At 54.0% G+C, this 19,952-nt stretch carries 16 protein-coding genes; 2 read left to right on the top strand and 14 right to left on the bottom strand.

What is annotated here, in order from left to right:
• Positions 1 to 92: 92 nt before the first annotated feature.
• The 10 genes from H650_RS17895 to ribF all read right to left on the bottom strand — a co-directional run bounded on the left by H650_RS17895 (position 93) and on the right by ribF (position 13,036).
• A complete protein-coding gene (locus H650_RS17895; protein WP_020456507.1) occupies positions 93 to 326 on the bottom strand; it encodes a YgdI/YgdR family lipoprotein in 234 nt (77 codons plus the stop codon).
• Between the two features lie 141 nt (positions 327 to 467).
• Entirely contained in the window at positions 468 to 3,692 is a 3,225-nt protein-coding gene (carB, locus tag H650_RS17890) for a carbamoyl-phosphate synthase large subunit (RefSeq protein WP_020456506.1), read from the bottom strand.
• 16 nt (positions 3,693 to 3,708) lie between these two features.
• On the bottom strand, positions 3,709 to 4,857 hold the full coding sequence (carA, locus tag H650_RS17885) for a glutamine-hydrolyzing carbamoyl-phosphate synthase small subunit (protein WP_044489559.1): 1,149 nt from the start codon (positions 4,855 to 4,857) through the stop codon (positions 3,709 to 3,711).
• 454 nt (positions 4,858 to 5,311) lie between these two features.
• Complete coding sequence (gene dapB, locus H650_RS17875; protein WP_020456503.1) at positions 5,312 to 6,133, bottom strand: 4-hydroxy-tetrahydrodipicolinate reductase; 822 nt, start codon at positions 6,131 to 6,133, stop codon at positions 5,312 to 5,314.
• 136 nt (positions 6,134 to 6,269) lie between these two features.
• Positions 6,270 to 7,184: a ribonucleoside hydrolase RihC gene (rihC, locus tag H650_RS17870; protein ID WP_044489786.1), complete on the bottom strand. Its 915-nt coding sequence runs from the start codon at positions 7,182 to 7,184 to the stop codon at positions 6,270 to 6,272.
• Between the two features lie 73 nt (positions 7,185 to 7,257).
• Entirely contained in the window at positions 7,258 to 8,208 is a 951-nt protein-coding gene (gene ispH / locus H650_RS17865; RefSeq protein WP_020456501.1) for a 4-hydroxy-3-methylbut-2-enyl diphosphate reductase, read from the bottom strand.
• A complete protein-coding gene (gene fkpB, locus H650_RS17860) occupies positions 8,189 to 8,659 on the bottom strand; it encodes an FKBP-type peptidyl-prolyl cis-trans isomerase (RefSeq protein WP_020456500.1) in 471 nt (156 codons plus the stop codon). Before fkpB ends, ispH begins: the two co-directional genes overlap by 20 nt.
• 73 nt (positions 8,660 to 8,732) lie before the next feature.
• Positions 8,733 to 9,233, bottom strand: coding sequence for a signal peptidase II (gene lspA / locus H650_RS17855; RefSeq protein WP_020456499.1), 501 nt, complete (start codon positions 9,231 to 9,233; stop codon positions 8,733 to 8,735).
• The gene (gene ileS / locus H650_RS17850) at positions 9,233 to 12,049 is read right to left on the bottom strand and encodes an isoleucine--tRNA ligase (RefSeq protein WP_020456498.1); all 2,817 of its coding nucleotides are present in this window, start codon (positions 12,047 to 12,049) and stop codon (positions 9,233 to 9,235) included. The genes lspA and ileS overlap by 1 nt, the downstream gene beginning before the upstream one ends.
• 45 nt (positions 12,050 to 12,094) lie before the next feature.
• Positions 12,095 to 13,036: a bifunctional riboflavin kinase/FAD synthetase gene (gene ribF, locus H650_RS17845; RefSeq protein ID WP_020456497.1), complete on the bottom strand. Its 942-nt coding sequence runs from the start codon at positions 13,034 to 13,036 to the stop codon at positions 12,095 to 12,097.
• Positions 13,037 to 13,362: 326 nt separating this feature from the next.
• On the opposite strand from ribF, the gene rpsT reads away from it, so the two are divergent.
• Positions 13,363 to 13,626 carry a 30S ribosomal protein S20 gene (rpsT, locus tag H650_RS17840; RefSeq protein WP_003856458.1) on the top strand — a complete coding sequence of 88 codons (264 nt, stop codon included), beginning with the start codon at positions 13,363 to 13,365 and terminating at the stop codon, positions 13,624 to 13,626.
• Between the two features lie 47 nt (positions 13,627 to 13,673).
• On the opposite strand, the gene nhaR is transcribed toward rpsT, so the two are convergent.
• From nhaR to dnaK, 4 genes are all read right to left on the bottom strand, one after another.
• Positions 13,674 to 14,573 (bottom strand): transcriptional activator NhaR, encoded by a 900-nt coding sequence (gene nhaR, locus H650_RS17835; protein ID WP_020456496.1) that lies wholly within the window; start codon positions 14,571 to 14,573, stop codon positions 13,674 to 13,676.
• Positions 14,574 to 14,594: 21 nt separating this feature from the next.
• Positions 14,595 to 15,758, bottom strand: a complete 1,164-nt coding sequence (gene nhaA, locus H650_RS17830) for a Na+/H+ antiporter NhaA (protein ID WP_020456495.1) — start codon at positions 15,756 to 15,758, stop codon at positions 14,595 to 14,597.
• Between the two features lie 165 nt (positions 15,759 to 15,923).
• Positions 15,924 to 17,069: a molecular chaperone DnaJ gene (gene dnaJ / locus H650_RS17825; protein ID WP_017457872.1), complete on the bottom strand. Its 1,146-nt coding sequence runs from the start codon at positions 17,067 to 17,069 to the stop codon at positions 15,924 to 15,926.
• Positions 17,070 to 17,154: 85 nt separating this feature from the next.
• A complete protein-coding gene (gene dnaK / locus H650_RS17820) occupies positions 17,155 to 19,068 on the bottom strand; it encodes a molecular chaperone DnaK (RefSeq protein WP_020456494.1) in 1,914 nt (637 codons plus the stop codon).
• A gap of 296 nt (positions 19,069 to 19,364) precedes the next feature.
• Between dnaK and satP the strand changes: the two genes are divergently transcribed.
• Positions 19,365 to 19,931 carry an acetate uptake transporter gene (satP, locus tag H650_RS17815; RefSeq protein ID WP_020456493.1) on the top strand — a complete coding sequence of 189 codons (567 nt, stop codon included), beginning with the start codon at positions 19,365 to 19,367 and terminating at the stop codon, positions 19,929 to 19,931.
• The last annotated feature ends 21 nt before the right edge of the window (positions 19,932 to 19,952 follow it).

Below are 19,952 nucleotides of genomic sequence, written 5' to 3'. Positions count from 1 at the left end.
TAGTCAGTTAATCGTCTGGCTAAAAGCGGTAATCTGTGCGGGAATGAGGGAAAGGCATGCGGTAGCCGGAGCCACCGCAAATGAGGAAGGGATTAGTTATCCAGTTCGCTCATGTTTTTCACCTGATCGCGGTTAATCTGCTCGGTTTTTCCGGTTTCTGCATTTTTATAAGAAACCAGCCCGGTGTCTTTATCCACCTGCGGTTTGCCGTCGGTCACAATGGTGCGGCCATCAGTGGTGCGTACCGCCTGGTTGGAGGAACACCCGGCAACGGTAAACAGTGCTGCTGCAGTAAAAATCGAGGTCATCAGAAGTTTAGTTCGCATGGTTATCTCCCTGCTTTCCAGTGAATTTCATTCGTCTGTTTAGCCATTTTAGGCTAACTCACTGAACGGTGGGGAAAATGCAGAACACTCTGAAGGGGGAGTAGAGAACCCTCTCTCCGCAAGGGAGAGAGGGGGAGCGGATTATTTGCTAATCTGCGCGTGCATTTCCTGCACGGAAATCACTTTTTCTGTGGCATCGGCATTCAGCGCCATCGCGGTAGCAAAGCCGCCGTTCAGCGTGGTGTCGTAGTGCACTTTATACTGTAGTGCGCTACGGCGAATCAGCTTGGAATCCTCAATCGCCTGACGCCCCGCCGTGGTGTTGATGATGTAGGTGTATTCGCCATTCTTGATACGATCCTGAATGTGCGGGCGACCTTCATGCACCTTATTCACCAGACGTGGGTTAATGCCCGCTTCACCCAGCACAATCGCCGTGCCGTGGGTCGCATCCAGTTCAAAACCCTGTTTCAGCAGCTTCGCGGCGAGATCCACCACGCGCTCTTTATCCCCTTCGCGTACTGACAGCAGCGCGCGACCCTGTTTTTTCATGGTCGAGTTACTGCCCAGTTGCGCTTTGGCGAAGGCTTCGGCAAAGGTACGTCCCACACCCATCACCTCACCGGTAGAGCGCATTTCCGGCCCTAACAGTGGGTCAACGCCCGGGAACTTGTTAAACGGCAGCACCACTTCTTTTACCGAGTAGTACGGCGGGATAATCTCTTTGGTGTGGCCTTGCTGAGCCAGCGTTTTGCCGGTCATCACGCGCGCCGCCACTTTTGCCAGCGGCAAGCCGGTGGCTTTGGAGACGAACGGCACGGTACGCGCGGCACGCGGGTTGACCTCAATCAGATAAACTTCGTTATCTTTCACCGCAAATTGCACGTTCATCAGACCGCGAACCTGCAATTCAAACGCCAGTTTCTGCACTTGCTGGCGCATCACATCCTGGATTTCCTGGCTCAGGGTGTAAGCAGGCAGTGAACATGCGGAGTCACCGGAGTGCACGCCCGCCTGTTCGATATGCTCCATGATGCCGCCAATCAGCACGCTTTCGCCGTCGCAAATCGCATCGACATCCACTTCCACCGCGTCGTCGAGGAACTTGTCCAGCAGCACCGGCGCGTCGTTGGAAACGCTGACCGCGGTCATAAAGTAGCGGCGCAGGTCGATTTCGTCATAGACGATTTCCATGGCGCGACCGCCGAGGACGTAAGAAGGACGCACCACCAGCGGGTAAGTGATCTCTTTCGCTTTTTCAACCGCCTGCTCCAGCGCGGTAACCGTAGCGTTAGCTGGCTGTTTCAGTTTCAGGCGTTCAACGGCGTGCTGGAAGCGCTCGCGGTCTTCCGCACGGTCGATAGCATCCGGGCTGGTGCCAATCACCGGCACACCGGCGGCTTCCAGCGCGCGCGCCAGTTTCAGCGGTGTCTGGCCGCCGTACTGCACGATAACGCCTTTCGGTTTTTCGATACGCACAATTTCCAGCACGTCTTCGAAAGTAACCGGTTCGAAGTAGAGACGGTCAGACGTGTCGTAATCGGTCGACACGGTTTCCGGGTTACAGTTGACCATGATGGTCTCGTAACCATCTTCGCGCAGCGCTAGCGACGCATGTACGCAGCAGTAGTCGAACTCAATGCCCTGGCCGATACGGTTTGGCCCACCGCCGAGCACCATGATTTTTTCGCGATCATGGTTCGGATTGGCTTCGCACTCTTCTTCGTACGTGGAGTACATGTAAGCGGTATCGGTCGCAAATTCCGCCGCACAGGTATCCACACGTTTATAGACCGGGTGCAGATTGTACTGATCGCGCAGCTTACGGATTTCCGCTTCGCGCACGCCGACCAGTTTTGCCAGGCGCGCATCGGCAAAACCTTTACGCTTCAGGGTACGCAGGAAGTCAGCGTCGAGACCGTTGATCCCCACGCTTGCCACCTGCTCTTCCAGGCGCACCAGCTCTTCGATTTGCACCAGGAACCAGCGGTCGATATTGGTCAGGTTGAACACGCCATCAACAGACAAGCCCGCACGGAACGCATCGGCGATATACCAGATACGCTCAGCGCCTGCGTCTTTCAGCTCGCGACGGATTTTCGTCAGGGCTTCCGGGTCCTCAAGGCTGACTTTCGGGTCGAAACCGGTCGCGCCCACTTCCAGGCCGCGCAGCGCTTTCTGCATCGATTCCTGCTGGGTACGACCAATCGCCATCACTTCACCAACAGATTTCATCTGCGTGGTCAGACGGTCATTCGCGCCCACAAATTTCTCGAAGTTGAAGCGCGGAATTTTGGTCACAACATAGTCGATAGACGGTTCGAACGAGGCCGGGGTACGCCCGCCGGTGATATCGTTCATCAGTTCATCCAGCGTGTAGCCCACCGCCAGTTTCGCCGCGACTTTCGCAATCGGGAAACCGGTCGCTTTCGACGCCAGCGCCGAAGAACGCGATACACGCGGGTTCATTTCGATAACAATCAGACGACCATTTTTCGGGTTTACCGCGAACTGTACGTTCGAACCGCCGGTTTCAACGCCGATTTCACGCAGCACCGCCATCGAGGCGTTACGCATGATTTGGTACTCTTTGTCGGTCAGCGTTTGCGCAGGAGCTACGGTGATGGAGTCACCGGTATGAATGCCCATGGCGTCGAAGTTTTCAATCGAGCAGACAATGATGCAGTTGTCGTTTTTATCGCGCACCACTTCCATCTCGTACTCTTTCCAGCCAATCAGCGACTCATCAATCAGCAGCTCATTGGTCGGCGAGAGATCCAGCCCGCGGGCGCAAATCTCTTCGAACTCTTCGCGGTTATACGCGATACCGCCACCGGTGCCGCCCATGGTAAAGGAGGGGCGAATAATGCACGGATAACCAACATCAGCCGCCACCGCCAGCGCTTCATCCATGGTATGCGCGATACCGGAACGCGCCGTGTCGAGGCCGATTTTTTTCATCGCAATGTCGAAGCGACGGCGGTCTTCCGCTTTATCAATCGCATCGGCAGTCGCGCCAATCATGGTGACGCCGAACTCTTCCAGCACGCCCTGGCGTTCCAGTTCCAGCGCGCAGTTCAGCGCGGTCTGGCCGCCCATGGTCGGCAGAACGGCATCCGGACGCTCTTTTTCGATAATTTTGCGTACCACTTCCCAGTGGATCGGCTCGATATAGGTCGCATCGGCCATCTCCGGGTCGGTCATAATGGTCGCCGGGTTGGAGTTCACCAGAATGACGCGGTAACCCTCTTCACGCAGCGCTTTACACGCTTGTGCGCCAGAGTAGTCAAATTCACATGCCTGGCCGATAACAATCGGACCAGCGCCAAGGATCAGGATGCTTTTTAGGTCTGTACGTTTTGGCATTGCTCTTTTCTCCTGATTATTTGGCGGTATTACGATACTGCTCGATTAACTCAATAAAGTGGTCAAACAGCGGCGCGGCGTCGTGCGGGCCAGGACTTGCTTCCGGGTGTCCCTGGAAACTAAACGCCGGTTTATCAGTGCGATGAATGCCTTGTAGCGTGCCATCGAACAGGGATTTGTGCGTTACGCGCAGATTTGCAGGCATTGACGCTTCATCAACCGCGAAACCGTGGTTCTGCGCAGTGATCATCACGGTATTGTTATCAATATCTTTTACCGGATGGTTACCGCCGTGGTGGCCAAACTTCATTTTCACCGTCTTCGCACCGCTCGCCAGCGCCAGCAGCTGATGGCCCAGGCAGATACCGAACACCGGAATATCCGTTTCAAGGAAAGTTTTAATCGCCTCGATAGCATAATCGCACGGTGCCGGGTCGCCAGGGCCGTTAGACAGGAAAATGCCGTCCGGATTGAGTTTCAGAACATCCGCCGCCGGGGTTTTCGCCGGAACCACCGTCAGTCGGCAACCTCTGTCTACCAGCATGCGCAGAATGTTGCGTTTTGCGCCGTAATCGTATGCCACAACGTGGTACGGCAACTCACTCTCGCTCTTCGCCGGCGGCAGGTCACCCGCCAGTGTCCAGCTGCCTTGCGTCCAACTGTAGGTCTCCGCCGTTGTGACTTCTTTCGCCAGGTCCATACCGTTCAGGCCCGGGAAGGCTTTCGCTTTTTCCAGCGCCAGCGCGGCATCAACATTATCACCAGCGATGATGCAGCCGTTCTGCGCGCCCTTTTCACGCAGCAGACGAGTCAACTTACGGGTATCAATATCAGCAATCGCCACAATGTTATGGCGCTTCAGATAAGAAGAGAGGTCTTCGGTACTGCGGAAGTTGCTGGCGATCAGCGGCAGGTCGCGAATGACAAGGCCTTGCGCATGTACCTGAGAGGACTCTTCGTCAGCGGAGTTGGTGCCGACATTGCCGATATGAGGATAAGTAAGAGTAACGATTTGGCGGGAATAGGAAGGATCAGTGAGGATTTCTTGATAACCGGTCATTGAAGTATTGAAAACGACTTCCCCAACCGCCGTGCCCGTTGCCCCTATGGCCCGACCGTGAAACTGGGTTCCGTCTTCCAGAACCAATAGCGCTGACTTAATCAAAACACCCTCCAGAGAATATTCACTCACTTTATTTGCATATTAATTCATATTGAGAACCTGAATCAATGCAAATTTGCTTGCCGTGGATTTTTGGCAAACGGCGGCATTCTGGAGAGATGTCGGTTAAAAGTCAACTTTTCTCCGGTATTTTTCTTATTGTTTTACGCCATTGCCTCTTATTATTGGATTTAATCGATAAAAAGATCAGACAAACTCACAGGGAAAACGCTTGCGTGCCGAGAAAATTGCATTTTATGGCGATGGATATCAAAAAAGTAGACCAGATGGTCAAAATTTACAATTGAGAAACATAAAAAAGAGAGATAAACAGAGATTATGGCAGGTTTGGATAAAATGAAGGATGAAAAAGGAAAAATAAAAGGGCAATAAAATATTGCCCTTTGCAATCAATTGATTATGACTGCAACAACCACATCACGATGGGTAATAAATCTTATAAATTGTTGAGATCAAGCACGTCTCGCATATCAAAAAGGCCATTACTCTTTCCTTTTAGCCATAAAGCAGAACGAACCGCGCCATTGGCAAAAGTCATGCGACTGGAGGCTTTATGTGTGATTTCAACACGTTCGCCAATATCGGCGAACATCGCTGTATGTTCGCCGACGATGTCGCCTGCTCGCACCGTGGCAAAGCCAATCGTGCCGGGAACACGCTCGCCGGTATGCCCTTCACGCGCATAAACGGCACACGTTTTTAAATCTTTATTCAGTGCACCGGCAATCGCCTCGCCCATCGCCAGCGCCGTTCCTGACGGAGCATCGACTTTGTAGCGATGGTGCGCTTCGATAATTTCGATATCGGTATACTCACCCATAACTTTCGCCGCTTTCTCCAGCAGCTTCAGCATGACATTGACGCCAACGCTAAAGTTGGCAGCAAAAACAATGGCGATATCTTGTGCCGCTTCGGTAATGGCCTGCTTGCCCGCGTCATCAAAACCGGTAGTGCCAATTACCATTCCTTTACGGTGCTGCCGACAGAAAGCCAGGTGCGTCAGCGTGCCTTCCGGGCGGGTAAAATCGATAAAGACATCGAAATCCTCTTTCACCGCCTCAAGGCTGCTCTGCACGGTCACACCGGTTTTCGCCGCGCCCGCCAGTTCACCTGCGTCGCTTCCCAGCAGAGAAGAACCTTCGCGCTCCAGCGCCGCGCCAAGTTCGACGCCATCCATTGCCAGTGCCGCCTGAATCAGCTGGCGGCCCATACGCCCGCCAGCGCCCGCGATGGCTACGCGGATTGGTGCATCATGCATAGTTGTGCTCTTTTGTTAAAATAATGCGTAAGAATCGTTTCCAGATTAACCAGCCCGTGTCGGAGCCACCAGCCGAAAACGCCGATAATAAGAAATTAATGATATACAGCCGGAAATATCAGTAAAAGGCATGACGTTAAGGTGCCAGCGCCAGCACTTCGGCCACCCAATTGCGAAAACCCTCTACGTCGATTTCCAGCGCCACCTGTGCAGTGGATTGTCGCCCCAGTTTGCCTTCAATATCCACCACCGTTGTTCCTGCGGTATATTGCCCCTGAGTCTCCACGGCAACAAAACAGGGTTTCAGCGTAAACAGTTCCGGACGAGCCAGCCAGGCGATAGCGCAGAGATCGTGCATCCGCAGCCCGGTCTCCATGCTGCCGCTGCGATAGTGGCTAAACAGCGCATGTAACATTTTGCCGGTGTTGTTCAGCGCTGGCAGCGTCGCCAGATATTCCGGTGTCAACGTTGCGCGGTTGGTCACATCCAGCCCGCACATCACGATCTCCAGCCCGCTATTGAACACGCGCGCAGCGGCCTCGGGATCGATAGCGATATTAAATTCGGCATTGGGCGTAAAATTGCCGCGCCCGGCAGAGCCCCCCATCATCACCAGACGGCGAATGTTGAACTGGCACTCCGGGTAGTGCGTCAACAGTAGCGCAATGTTGGTTAACGGGCCGATAGTGACCAGCGTTACCGGTTCCGGCGAAGCCAGCAGTACGTCGCGGATTGCCTGAAAAGCAGGGACAGCCAATGGCTGGCGCTGATGCTCAATAAAATCGTAGCCATCCATGCCGGATTCGCCGTGTACGTCGGCGGCGCTGTACAACGGCCGCAGCAGAGGTGTTGCCGCGCCCTGCGCCAGCGGGATATCCGCATGCCAGAAATTCAGCAGTTGCAGCGCGTTACGGGTGGTTTTTTCCAGCGAAACATTACCGGCAACGGTGGTGATAAGTTTGAGATCGCACTGCGGCGCGAACAGCGCGGCGGCAAGGGCAACGGCATCATCGATACCGGGATCGGTGTCGAGAATCATGGGAAAACGCATCACGCCTCCAGAATTATCCATAAAAAATGCCAGACTCAGTCTGGCATCTTCGCATAAAGTTTCGCGTAAAACGTTATTCGACTTCGCGAACATCCACCCGCAGCTCTTTCGGCACTTCGAAGACAATATTCTCTTCGCGCCCTTCCAGCGGGATCGCTTCGCCGCCGCCCAGTTCCTGCAAGCGGACAATAACATTTTGCACCAGGATATCCGGCGCGGAAGCCCCGGCGGTGACGCCCACGCAGTTAATGCCTTTTACCCATGCCTCCTGAATATCAGAGGCGTCGTCGATGAGATACGCCGCTTTCCCCATCCGCTGTGCCAGTTCGGCCAGACGGTTAGAGTTAGAAGAGTTTTTCGAACCGACCACCAGCACCACTTCCGCCTGCTCCGCCAGCGCGCGCACAGCTTCCTGCCGGTTGGTAGTGGCGTAGCAAATATCGTCTTTGCGCGGGCCGACAATCTGCGGGAAGCGCGCGCGCAGCGCGTCAATCACATCTGACGTATCGTCCACGGAGAGCGTGGTTTGCGTCATAAACGACAGTTTACCCGCGTCTTTGATATCCAGCATGTCGACATCTTCCGGCGATTCAACCAGGTACATTCCCCCTTTCGGGTTGCTGTACTGGCCCATGGTGCCTTCCACTTCCGGGTGACCGGCGTGACCGATCAGAATCGCTTCTTCGCCGCGGCGGCTGGCGCGTGCCACTTCCATATGCACTTTGGTGACCAGCGGGCAGGTAGCGTCAAAGACGGTCAAATCGCGGCTTTTCGCTTCGTTACGCACCGCCTGAGAGACGCCGTGGGCGGAGAAAATCAGGATCGCGCCATCCGGCACTTCGCTGATTTGCTCAATAAAGATTGCGCCACGTTCACGCAGGCTATCGACAACATAGCGGTTGTGCACCACTTCATGGCGCACATAAATCGGTGCGCCGTAGAGAGCCAGCGCGTTTTCAACAATGCTGATAGCGCGGTCAACGCCGGCGCAAAAACCGCGCGGGTTAGCCAACAGGATCTGCATTTGTCTCCTCCAGTGCCGGATCAACTTCCAGCACGTCGATATCAAAATGAACCGTTCTGCCCGCCAGCGGATGGTTGAAATCGACGGTAATCGAATCGCCGTTGACTTCACGGATCACGCCCGGCATTTCGCTGCCGTCCATTGCGGTAAAGAGCATAATCGCACCGACTTCCGGCTCACCGGCATCCATAAATTCACGGCGCGAGAAGTACTGAATCAGATCCGGGCTCGGCGTGCCGAATGCGGCGTCTGGCTCCAGAGAAAAGACTTTTTTTTCCCCGGCTTTCAGGCCAAGCAGATGTTGTTCCAGTCCTTCGGAGAGTGAACCGTCGCCAAGGCGAAACAGCGCCGGTTTGCCATTGTTGCGGGTTGACTCGGCAAGAGAGCCATCTTCGAGCTTAAGCGTGAAGTGCACCAGCACCGCGCTATCGCTCTGTACGGATTTAGACATGCAGGTTGCTCTTTATGTTTTCGTATTGTATTGCCCGGCAGCCTTAGCTTACCGGGCCTACAAAGCGGTTGGCTTATGCTTGTTTCTTCGCGACCGTTGAGGGCAGGAAACCTTCCAGCACAATCAGCGCCGCGCCAATACAAATTGCGGTATCGGCAAGGTTAAAGGTAGCAAAATGCCAGTCGCCCATATAAAAATCGATCATATCGACGACAAAGCCATGCCACAGACGATCAAACAGATTACCCAGCGCGCCGCCAATAATCAGCGCATAGGCGATATTGTTCAGTTTTTGCGAGGCTTTAGCGCGATACATCAGCACCGCCAGCACCACGCAGATACCGATAGCGATACCCGCGAAGAACCAGCGCTGCCAGCCGCCGCTGTCCGCCAGAAAACTGAATGCCGCGCCATAATTACGCGCGTAGTGCAAATTAAGCGACGGGAACAGCGACACCGTATCCCCCAGAGCAAAGTTCTGGAGGATCAGGTATTTGCTGCCCAGATCGATAATCAGCACGACCACCACCAGCCACAGCCAGCGCAGCCCTGTTGAAGAGATCGATTTACTCATCAGGCAAACTTACGTTTTTCGCCGTCACCGGCGACGTTGCTTACACAGCGTCCGCAAATATCTGCGTGTTCCGCCACCTGACCGACATCGGTGGTGTAATGCCAGCAGCGCGGGCATTTCTCACCTTCGGCTTTGCTCAATGCGACTTTCAGCCCTTTGAGCAGCTCGCTCTGCTGTGCATCCGCAGAAGCGCTGGCATAATCCGCAACTTTTGCGCCGGAGGTCAACAGGACAAATCGCAATTCCGTGCCCAACGCCGTCAGCTTCGCTGCCAGTTCCGGCTCGGCAAACAGCGTCACCGCCGCTTCCAGCGACCCACCAACTTTCTTGTCGGCGCGCGCCTGCTCGATAACCTTGTTCACTTCGCCACGCACTTTCAGCAGCTCATCCCAGAAGGCATCGTTCATTGCTTCGCTGTCAGCCAGGCCAAACAAACCTTCATACCATTCACCGGTGAACACATATTTCTCGCGGGAACCTGGCAGATAACCCCAGATCTCATCAGCGGTGAAAGACATGATCGGCGCCATCCAGCGCACCAGTGCTTCACAGATGTGATACAGCGCGGTCTGGCAGCTACGGCGCGCCACGCTGTCCGCTTTCGCGGTGTACTGGCGGTCTTTGATGATGTCGAGATAGAACGAACCCATTTCGATAGAGCAGAAGCGCATCAGGCGCTGTACCACTTCATGGAAGTCATAGGATTCGTAGGCTTTAACGATGTCTTCTTGTGCTGCTTTCGCGCAGCCAACGGCCCAGCGATCCAGCACCACCATCTCTTCCGGTTTCACCATGTCTTTTGCCGGATCGAAACCGTTCAGGTTCGCCAGCAGGAAGCGCGCGGTGTTACGGATACGGCGATAGCTGTCGGCAGCACGTTTCAGGATCTCATCGGAAACCGCCATCTCACTGGTATAGTCAGTAGAGGCTACCCACAGACGCAGAATATCCGCGCCGAGTTTGTTCATCACTTCCTGTGGTGAAACGGTGTTGCCGATGGATTTGGACATTTTGCGTCCCTGACCATCAACGGTGAAGCCGTGCGTTAACACCTGGCGGTACGGCGCTTTGCCTTTCATCGCTGTGGAGATCATCAGCGAGGACATAAACCAGCCGCGATGCTGATCCGAACCTTCCAGATACATATCTGCTGCATGGCCGGCGAATTCCGGGCGCACATCGACAACAGAGGCGTGGGTTGAGCCGGAGTCAAACCAGACGTCCAGCGTATCCGGCACTTTCACATAGTTGTCGGCATCGTCACCCATGATGTCGCGCGGGTCGAGATCCCACCATGCCTGAATACCGTCAACTTCAACGCGTTTGGCGACGGCTTCAATCAATTCCAGCGTGCGCGGGTGCAGCTCTTCGGTATCTTTATGCACGAACAGCGACATCGGCACACCCCAGGTGCGCTGGCGAGAAATACACCAGTCCGGGCGGTTAGCAACCATCGATTCGATACGCGCCTGGCCCCAGTCCGGGATCCACTGCACGCTTTTGATTTCACTCAGCGACTGCGCGCGCAGCCCTTTCTGATCCATGCTAACGAACCACTGCGGCGTCGCGCGGAAGATGATCGGCGACTTGTGACGCCAGCAGCACGGGTAGCTGTGCTGCATTTTTTCAACGTGCAGCAGCGCGCCTTTTTCAGTCAGCAGCGCCACGATGAGATCGTTCGCTTTAAAGACGTTAACGCCATCCAGCGTCGGATAAGTCCCCGGCAGATATGTACCATCCGGGCCAACCGGGTTGGCAATCTCCAGACCGTATTTCAGGCTAATGGTATAGTCATCCGGACCGTGACCACCTGCGGTATGCACCGCGCCGGTACCGGCTTCCAGCGTGACGTGATCGCCAAGGATCGCCGGAACGTCGAAGTCGAGGAACGGGTGCTTAAAGCGCATCAGTTCCAGTTCAGAACCTTTTACCGTACCCAGCACCGAATAATCAGCAACGCCGATGCGTTTCATCACGCTATCGACCAGATCTTTCGCCAGGATCAGCGCCTGACCGTCAATCTGCACCAGCGCATAGTCAAACTCCGGAGAAAGAGAAATTGCGCGGTTCGCAGGCAGCGTCCATGGCGTGGTGGTCCAGATAACCAGCGAGATTGGACCATTAACGGTAGCGGCACCAAATTTAGCTTTCACTGCGTCCTGGTCGACCGCGTGGAACGCGACATCAATAGACGGGGAGGTTTTGTCGTAGTACTCCACTTCCGCTTCCGCCAGTGCGGAACGGCAGTCGACGCACCAGTGCACCGGTTTGGCACCTTTCAGCAGATGACCGTTGCCGATGATTTTACCGAGCGCGCGAATGATATTGGCTTCGGTTTTGAAATCCATGGTCAGGTAAGGGTGCGACCAGTCGCCCAATACGCCAAGGCGGATAAAGTCTTTACGCTGGCCATCAACCTGCGTGGCGGCGTACTCGCGGCATTTAGCGCGGAATTCGGCGGCGGTAAACTTCTCACCCGGTTTGCCATATTCCTGCTCTACTTTCAGCTCGATCGGCAGACCGTGGCAATCCCACCCCGGAACATAAGGCGAGTCAAATCCTGCGAGTCCTTTGGACTTCACAATAATGTCTTTGAGAATTTTGTTAACCGAGTGACCAATATGAATGCTGCCATTCGCATATGGAGGGCCATCATGCAGAATGAAGGTTTTTTTGCCTTTTTTCGCCGCACGGATGATGCCGTACAGGTCATCATCAGTCCAACGCGCCAGCATTCCCGGTTCGCGCTTGGCGAGATCGCCGCGCATCGGGAACCCTGTTTCCGGCAAATTCAGGGTAGATTTATAGTCACTCATCAGATTCTCGGTTCCGTATTTCGGTTTGATTAATACCACCAGGCCTTAAGAAGCCGGTTTAGATAGCCCAAAAAAGTCGCGGGCCGCTACCTCATCTCGGGCGATTTGCGCTTTCAGTTCGTCAAGCGAGGCAAATCGCTGTTCGTTGCGTAATTTTTTACGCAGTACTACATCTATATGGCGCCCGTAGAGGTCCATTACAACGTCAAGCAAATGCACTTCCAGCTGCTGGCGCACACCCGCGACCGTTGGGCGAGTACCAATATTGGCAACGCCGGGAAGGACAGCATCGCCCAGTCCAGCCACTTCGACCGCATATACCCCTTTGACCGGGGAGACCTGACGGCGCAGCGGTAAATTCGCCGTCGGGAAACCAATGGTGCGCCCCAGTTCATCACCGTGCACAACGCGCCCGGAAATGGTAAAGGGGTGACCCAGTAAATTTGCAGCCAGTTCCAGGTTATCTTCCGCCAGCGCCTGACGCACTGCCGTGCTGCTAACACGCACGCCGCCCTGGCAGAAAGTTTGCGTGCTGGTGACGCTGAAACCGTACTTTTCACCGGCCTTCTGTAATAACAAGAAATCCCCCTGGCGACCAGCGCCAAAACGGAAATCATCGCCGACTGCGAGGAATTTCACTCCAAGGCGTTCAACCAGCAAATCGCTGACAAACGTTTGTGCGGTGAGCGCCGCAAAACGGCGATCGAAGCGCACGCAGAGTACGTAGTCCACACCGCAATCGGCCAGCAAGCGCAGCTTTTCGCGCAGGCGGGTCAGCCGCGCAGGGGCTTTTTCCCCGGCGAACAATTCCAGCGGCTGCGGCTCAAAAATCATCACGACCACCGGCAGGCCACGGGCACGCCCTTCAGCGCCAAGCCCTTGTAATAGCGCCTGATGGCCACGATGCACACCATCGAAATTACCAATAGTCAGCACACACCCATGCGGTGCCTGGCTGAGATTATGTATGCCGCGTATCAGCTTCATGTCTGGCTCAAAACAGTGAAAATCGTCGGATTATACCTTGTACAGCGGGCGACGTTAACCGACGATTGCCTTAACAACGCAGAAAGGGGAAGGATTTCATCAGGCTGTCTACCTGTGCCATGAAAATCTGCCTTAGATAACGATTTTTCTGGCGGAAAAGCTGTATTCGCGGCACGCAAGCTGTTAGAATCCTGCGCCATCAATACGTAACGAGCGTTGTACTTTAACGGCGCTTATTTGCACAAATCCATTGACAAAAGAAGGCGAAAAGGGCATATTCCCCGGCCTTTGAATTGTCCATATAGATCATATTTGGGAGTTGGACCTTGGCTAATATCAAATCAGCTAAGAAGCGCGCCGTTCAGTCTGAAAAGGCTCGCAAGCACAACGCTAGCCGCCGTTCAATGATGCGTACTTTCATCAAGAAAGTATACGCAGCAATTGAAGCTGGCGACAAAGCCGCTGCGCAGAATGCATTTAACGAAATGCAACCGATCGTGGATCGTCAGGCCGCTAAAGGTCTGATCCACAAAAACAAAGCAGCGCGTCATAAGGCTAACCTGACCGCGCAGATCAACAAACTGGCTTAATCGCTACGTTGTTGGCTTTGTGAAAAAACCCGCTTCGGCGGGTTTTTTTATTTCTGCGCTGGCGTAAAAAGCGCGGCGTAATCCCGATTGCAGATGCGTTGTACCGCCGGATGCTGAATCATCCGTTCTGCGAAAATAGCGTGGTACTCCTCCATCACGTTTTCCACCCGACCGATTTCTACCATGCGATCGTCAGCATAGAAGTCATCCGCATATAACGTCGGTGCAACAAAAATGGCGTTATGCGCCGCGCCAAAGGCTTTCATCAGCGCCGCATCATCAAACTCACCCAATATTTCTACCTGCAATCCCTGCGCGTTAAACCAGTTCAGCAGCTTACGACCAAGCATTGAACGCCGACCGGGTATTAACAGGCGTCTTTCTTCCAGGCAAGCCGGAAACGGTTTTTTGAGCGTCGAATCACTGCACCAGAAACTGACGCTACACTCGCCAATTTTTACTGAAAACAGCCCTTCCTGCTGCGTGGAATCGATAGGGCAGTCGGAGATAATCATATCAAGCTGATGCTGGCTCAACTGTTCCAGCAGCAATTCATGGGTGGATTCAAAACAGCGTAAGTGAATCTGCTCCCCATCCTGTACAACCGCATCGAGAATACCGCTTACCAGCCTTTTCGAGAGCGCATCGGCGACGCCGACATCAAACAGCAGGTTCGACTCTTTGCGGTAGTTAATGATGTCGAGCATCTCCTGGCTCAGGGTAAACATTTTATCGGCGTAACGGAAAACCAGCGCCCCCAGCTCGGTGGGTTCCAGTCCCCTTCCTTTACGCTTGAAAAGCTTGCCCTGTAAGCGATCCTCGAGCGCTTTGATCTGCCCGGTGATAGTTTGTGGCGTCAGGAAGAGCGCCTCCGCCGCACCAACGACGGAGCCTTCCCGATAGACATGCCAGAAGTAATAGAGATGATTGTAATTTATGTACGACATCGCCCTTTGTCCTGCTCGCCGTCAGGTACGAATAATGCGTGTACGCAGCAGACAATAACCGGTTACCGCAGAGAGAATCGAACCCGTCAGGATCCCAAGCTTGCTCCAGGCAACCATCTCCGCATGCGCGTCGCCAAAGGCCAGCGAGGAGATAAATATCGACATGGTAAAGCCGATACCGCACAGCACGCCTACCGCCATAATCTGTTTGAACACTGCGCCCTGCGGTAACCTCGCCAGCTTCAAACGCAGCGCCAGCCAGCAAAACAGCGAGATCCCAAGCGGTTTGCCAATAACAAGACCGGCAATAATGCCCAACGGCAACACATCTCCCAGCCCGGACAGCGACATTCCATGTAATGAGACACCCGCGTTCGCAAACGCGAACAACGGCAGGATCAGCCAGCCAACCCACGGGTTAATCGCATCCACAAGTTGATGGAGAGGAGAGACACCTTTTTCTTCACGCAGTGGGACAAAGAAACCGACAACCACACCCGCGAGGGTCGCATGCACACCGGATTTCAGTACCGCTGTCCACAAGACAACGCCGACCAGCATGTAAAGGCCAATACGTCGGATATTCAACGCATTCATGATAGCAAGGACAACAATCGCGCCAGCGGCAACGCCCAGCGCCAGTGTTGAGAGGTCGCTTGTATAGAACAACGCGATAATAATAATCGCACCCAGATCATCAATGATCGCCAGCGCCATCAAAAACACTTTCAGCACGGGCGGAACCCGGTTGCCCAACAACGCCAGCACCCCGAGAGCAAAGGCGATATCGGTTGCGGTTGGAATGGCCCAACCATGGCTCGCCAGGGGGTTATCGTGGTTAAACAGCAAAAAGATTAGCGCCGGAGCCACCATGCCGCCGAGTGCAGCAATTACCGGGAATACAGCCTGCTGGCGGCTGGCGAGCGTGCCCTGAACCAGTTCATATTTCACCTCCAGACCGACCATCAGGAAAAAGATTGCCATCAACGCATCGTTGATCCACAGCAGCATATCTTTTTTGATCTCCAGCGAGCCGACTTTCAGCTCAACAGGTGTTTGCAGAAAAGAGCTGTATAAATCCTGCGTAGCACCGAGGTTGGCGCAGAGCATCGCCAGCGCCGCCGCAATGATCAGCACAATGCCACCCGAGGCATCGCTGCTAAAGAAGCGTTGCAATAATTTCATCTTGTTCTCCGATCCCTGTAACGTCGTGGCGGCTATCTTACTCCGCTCTAATCCTCGACAAAATCAGATTATTGTTGCTGATAAACTCTCTTTTTCCGAGCAATTGAAAAGCGGATAAAAAAAGCCCGGCAGAAGCCGGGCCTGATAACGCATCATGAAGAAGGCTTAACGGGTTAAATCATCAAAGAATTTCTTCACGCCGTCGAAAAAGCTTTTGGAACGCGGGCTATTATTTTCGCCTGTCGGGCCGCCAAAGCTATCCTGCAGATCTTTCAGCAGCTGTTTCTGCTTGTCGTTCAGGCCGACCGGCGTTTCTACAACCACGCGACACAGCAAATCGCCCTGTGCGCCGCCGCGAACGGATTTCACCCCTTTGCCGCGCATACGGAACAGTTTGCCCGTCTGGGTTTCGGTCGGTACTTTCAGCTTCACGCGACCATCCAGCGTCGGCACTTCGATTTCACCGCCCAGCGCCGCCATGGCAAAGTTGATCGGCACTTCGCAGTACAAGTTGTTGCCTTCACGTTCAAAGATCGGGTGCTGTTTTACTTGCACCTGAACGTACAGATCACCTGCTGGTGCACCGTGTTCACCCGCTTCGCCTTCACCACTCAGACGAATGCGATCGCCGGTATCCACGCCTGCCGGGATTTTAACGGACAGGGTTTTGGATTTTTCGACGCGGCCATGACCGTGACATTTATTGCATGGATCTTTAATCAGCGTACCCCGCCCCTGACAGTGCGGACAGGTCTGCTGCACGGCAAAAAAGCCCTGGCGCATCTGTACCTGGCCAGAACCGTGACAGGTCGGACAGGTCTGCGGCTGCGTACCCGCTTTCGCGCCGCTGCCGTGGCACACGTCGCACTCTTCAAGCGTAGGAATACGGATCTCTTTTGTGACGCCGCGAACGGCTTCTTCCAGCGTCAAATCCATGTTGTAGCGCAAATCCGCGCCGCGCGCCGCGCGCTGACGACCACGGCCACCGCCGAAAATATCGCCAAACACGTCGCCGAAAATATCGCTGAAGTCCGCGCCGCCGCCAAAACCGCCGCCGCCGAACCCACCACCGCCCATGCCGCCTTGTTCAAACGCCGCATGGCCGTACTGATCGTAAGCCGCACGTTTTTGGGCATCGGTCAGGACTTCGTAGGCTTCTTTAATTTCTTTGAATTTAGCTTCGGCCTCTTTATCGCCCTGGTTGCGGTCCGGGTGATATTTCATGGCCAGGCGTTTGTACGCCTTTTTGATTTCACGCTCTTCCGCTGTTTTCGGAACGCCTAAAATCTCGTAATAGTCTTGCTTCGCCATCGGTTTATCTGCCCCTTAACATACGAGCACGGGCGTGGAGAAAACCCCGACGCCCGTGCTGGTTATCTACCCTGCATCAGGGCGATTATTTTTTGTCTTTTACTTCTTCAAACTCGGCGTCAACAACATCGTCGTCTTTCGCGTTGTTCGCAGAAGCATCAGCGCCCGCCTGCTGTTGCGCGTGCTGTTGCTGTGCGATTTCCAGCAGTTTCTGGGAAGCCTGCGCCAGCGCCTGCATTTTCGCTTCGATGTCAGCCTTGTCTTCGCCTTTCAGCGCCGCTTCCAGCTCGCTCAGCGCAGCGTCGATAGCAGTTTTGTCTTCCGCCGGCAGTTTATCGCCTGCTTCTTCAACCTGCTTACGGGTGCTGTGCAGCAGATGGTCTGCCTGGTTACGGGTCTGCACCAGTTCTTCAAATTTACGGTCAGCTTCAGCGTTTGCTTCAGCATCGCGTACCATTTTCTGGATTTCATCTTCGTTCAGACCAGAAGAAGCCTTGATGGTGATCTTCTGCTCGCGGTTGGTATTTTTATCTTTCGCAGACACGTGCAAAATACCATCAGCGTCGATGTCGAAGGTAACTTCAATCTGCGGCATACCGCGCGGTGCCGGGTTGATACCATCGAGGTTGAACTGACCCAGCGATTTGTTATCAGACGCACGTTTACGCTCACCCTGCAGCACATGGATGGTTACCGCAGACTGGTTGTCTTCCGCAGTAGAGAACACCTGGCTGTGCTTGGTCGGGATAGTGGTGTTTTTGTTGATCAGCGCAGTCATCACGCCGCCCATGGTTTCGATACCCAGCGACAGCGGGGTAACGTCCAGCAGAAGAACGTCTTTCACTTCACCAGTCAGAACACCGCCCTGCACCGCAGCACCGATAGCAACGGCTTCGTCCGGGTTAACGTCTTTACGCGGCTCTTTACCGAAGAACTCGGCCACTTTTTTCTGCACCATCGGCATACGCGTCTGGCCACCGACCAGGATCACGTCGTTGATGTCAGATACGGACAGACCCGCATCCTGCAGCGCAACTTTCAGCGGCTCGATGGAACGGTTAACCAGGTCTTCAACCAGGCTTTCCAGTTTCGCGCGAGTCACTTTGATGTTCATGTGTTTCGGACCAGTCGCATCTGCAGTGATATACGGCAGGTTCACGTCAGTCTGCTGCGCGGAAGAGAGCTCAATTTTCGCTTTTTCTGCCGCTTCTTTCAGACGCTGCATCGCCAGCGGATCGTTACGCAGATCGATACCCTGATCTTTCTTGAACTCTTCTACCAGGTAGTTGATCAGACGGCTGTCGAAGTCTTCACCACCCAGGTGGGTATCACCGTTGGTTGCCAGAACTTCGAAGGTTTTTTCGCCATCAACTTCATCGATTTCGATGATAGAGATATCGAAAGTACCGCCACCCAGGTCATATACCGCGATAGTACGGTTGCCGGTTTCTTTATCCAGACCGTACGCCAGCGCTGCCGCTGTCGGTTCGTTGATAATACGTTTAACTTCCAGACCTGCGATACGACCGGCGTCTTTGGTTGCCTGACGCTGCGCATCGTTAAAGTAAGCCGGAACGGTGATAACAGCTTCAGTTACCGGTTCACCCAGGTAATCTTCAGCGGTTTTCTTCATTTTTTTCAGCACTTCCGCAGAAATCTGCGGCGGCGCCATTTTGGTGCCTTTTACATCAATCCACGCATCGCCGTTGTCGGCTGCGATGATTTTGTACGGCATGATAGATTCGTCACGCTGGACTTCCTCGTCCTGGAAGCGACGGCCAATCAGGCGTTTGATCGCAAACAAAGTGTTTTGCGGGTTCGTCACTGCCTGACGTTTAGCCGGCTGACCTACCAGAGTTTCGCCATCCTGTGTATAAGCGATAATAGAAGGCGTGGTGCGATCGCCTTCGGCGTTCTCCAGCACACGAGCCTGAGCGCCATCCATAATGGCTACACAAGAGTTGGTTGTCCCAAGGTCGATACCAATAATTTTACCCATCTAAACGTCTCCACTAAAAATTCGTCATCATGTGGTTGTGAACCTGTAATAAGGGCGAAACGTGCGGTTTCAACTACCCTGTATTGTTTTTTATTCAGGCTCACACACTGCGGTTGACTACAAGATGGGGTCGCAAGCTCGCGCATCAAGGGGGAGCGGTAAAAAATTTTTTAATTTACACCTGTTCAGATCATAGACAGGTTCAATGGCGCTATTTATGATGCCGCGCCCCGCCTCCTCAATACCGACGCGGGGCTTTCATTTTCCCTTTTCATATTGATTTATTTTGAGGAATTATGGGCAACACTAAGTTGGCTAATCCGGCTCCGCTGGGCTTAATGGGCTTCGGCATGACCACTATTCTGCTTAACCTGCACAATATTGGTTTGTTCCCGATGGATGTCATTATCCTGGCGATGGGCATTTTCTATGGTGGTATCGCACAAATTTTTGCCGGTCTGCTTGAGTATAAAAAAGGCAACACCTTCGGTTTAACTGCGTTCACCTCCTACGGCTCTTTCTGGTTGACGCTGGTAGCGATCCTGCTGTTCCCGAAAATGGGGCTGGCAGAAGCAACCAACGGCCATTTCCTGGGCGTTTATTTAGGCATCTGGGGCGTATTCACACTGTTTATGTTCTTCGGCACGCTGAAAGGCGCACGCGCACTGCAATTCGTCTTCCTGAGCCTGACGGTGCTGTTCGCGCTGCTGGCAATTGGCCACCTGGCTGATAACGAAGGCATTGTTCACGTTGCAGGCTGGATCGGTCTGGTATGTGGTGCCAGCGCAATCTATCTGGCGATGGGCGAAGTGCTGAACGAACAGTTCGAACGCACGGTGCTGCCAATTGGCGAGAAGCACTAATTTCTCCGCGCATAGATAAAA

It is taken from the genome of Enterobacter sp. R4-368 (assembly GCF_000410515.1).
In the GTDB taxonomy this organism is placed as follows: Bacteria; Pseudomonadota; Gammaproteobacteria; order Enterobacterales; family Enterobacteriaceae; genus Kosakonia.
The sequence above is the reverse complement of the archived record's forward strand: the minus strand, read 5'-3'. Positions and strand labels throughout refer to the sequence as shown.

Coding starts and splice junctions, on each gene's coding strand:
- H650_RS17895 (WP_020456507.1), bottom strand. CDS start 326: ATGCGAACTAAACTTCTGATGACCTCGATTTTTACTGCAGCAGCACTG.
- carB (WP_020456506.1), bottom strand. CDS start 3,692: ATGCCAAAACGTACAGACCTAAAAAGCATCCTGATCCTTGGCGCTGGT.
- dapB (WP_020456503.1), bottom strand. CDS start 6,133: ATGCATGATGCACCAATCCGCGTAGCCATCGCGGGCGCTGGCGGGCGT.
- rihC (WP_044489786.1), bottom strand. CDS start 7,184: ATGCGTTTTCCCATGATTCTCGACACCGATCCCGGTATCGATGATGCC.
- ispH (WP_020456501.1), bottom strand. CDS start 8,208: ATGCAGATCCTGTTGGCTAACCCGCGCGGTTTTTGCGCCGGCGTTGAC.
- fkpB (WP_020456500.1), bottom strand. CDS start 8,659: ATGTCTAAATCCGTACAGAGCGATAGCGCGGTGCTGGTGCACTTCACG.
- lspA (WP_020456499.1), bottom strand. CDS start 9,233: ATGAGTAAATCGATCTCTTCAACAGGGCTGCGCTGGCTGTGGCTGGTG.
- ileS (WP_020456498.1), bottom strand. CDS start 12,049: ATGAGTGACTATAAATCTACCCTGAATTTGCCGGAAACAGGGTTCCCG.
- ribF (WP_020456497.1), bottom strand. CDS start 13,036: ATGAAGCTGATACGCGGCATACATAATCTCAGCCAGGCACCGCATGGG.
- nhaR (WP_020456496.1), bottom strand. CDS start 14,573: ATGTCGTACATAAATTACAATCATCTCTATTACTTCTGGCATGTCTAT.
- nhaA (WP_020456495.1), bottom strand. CDS start 15,758: ATGAAATTATTGCAACGCTTCTTTAGCAGCGATGCCTCGGGTGGCATT.
- dnaJ (WP_017457872.1), bottom strand. CDS start 17,069: ATGGCGAAGCAAGACTATTACGAGATTTTAGGCGTTCCGAAAACAGCG.
- dnaK (WP_020456494.1), bottom strand. CDS start 19,068: ATGGGTAAAATTATTGGTATCGACCTTGGGACAACCAACTCTTGTGTA.
- satP (WP_020456493.1), top strand. CDS start 19,365: ATGGGCAACACTAAGTTGGCTAATCCGGCTCCGCTGGGCTTAATGGGC.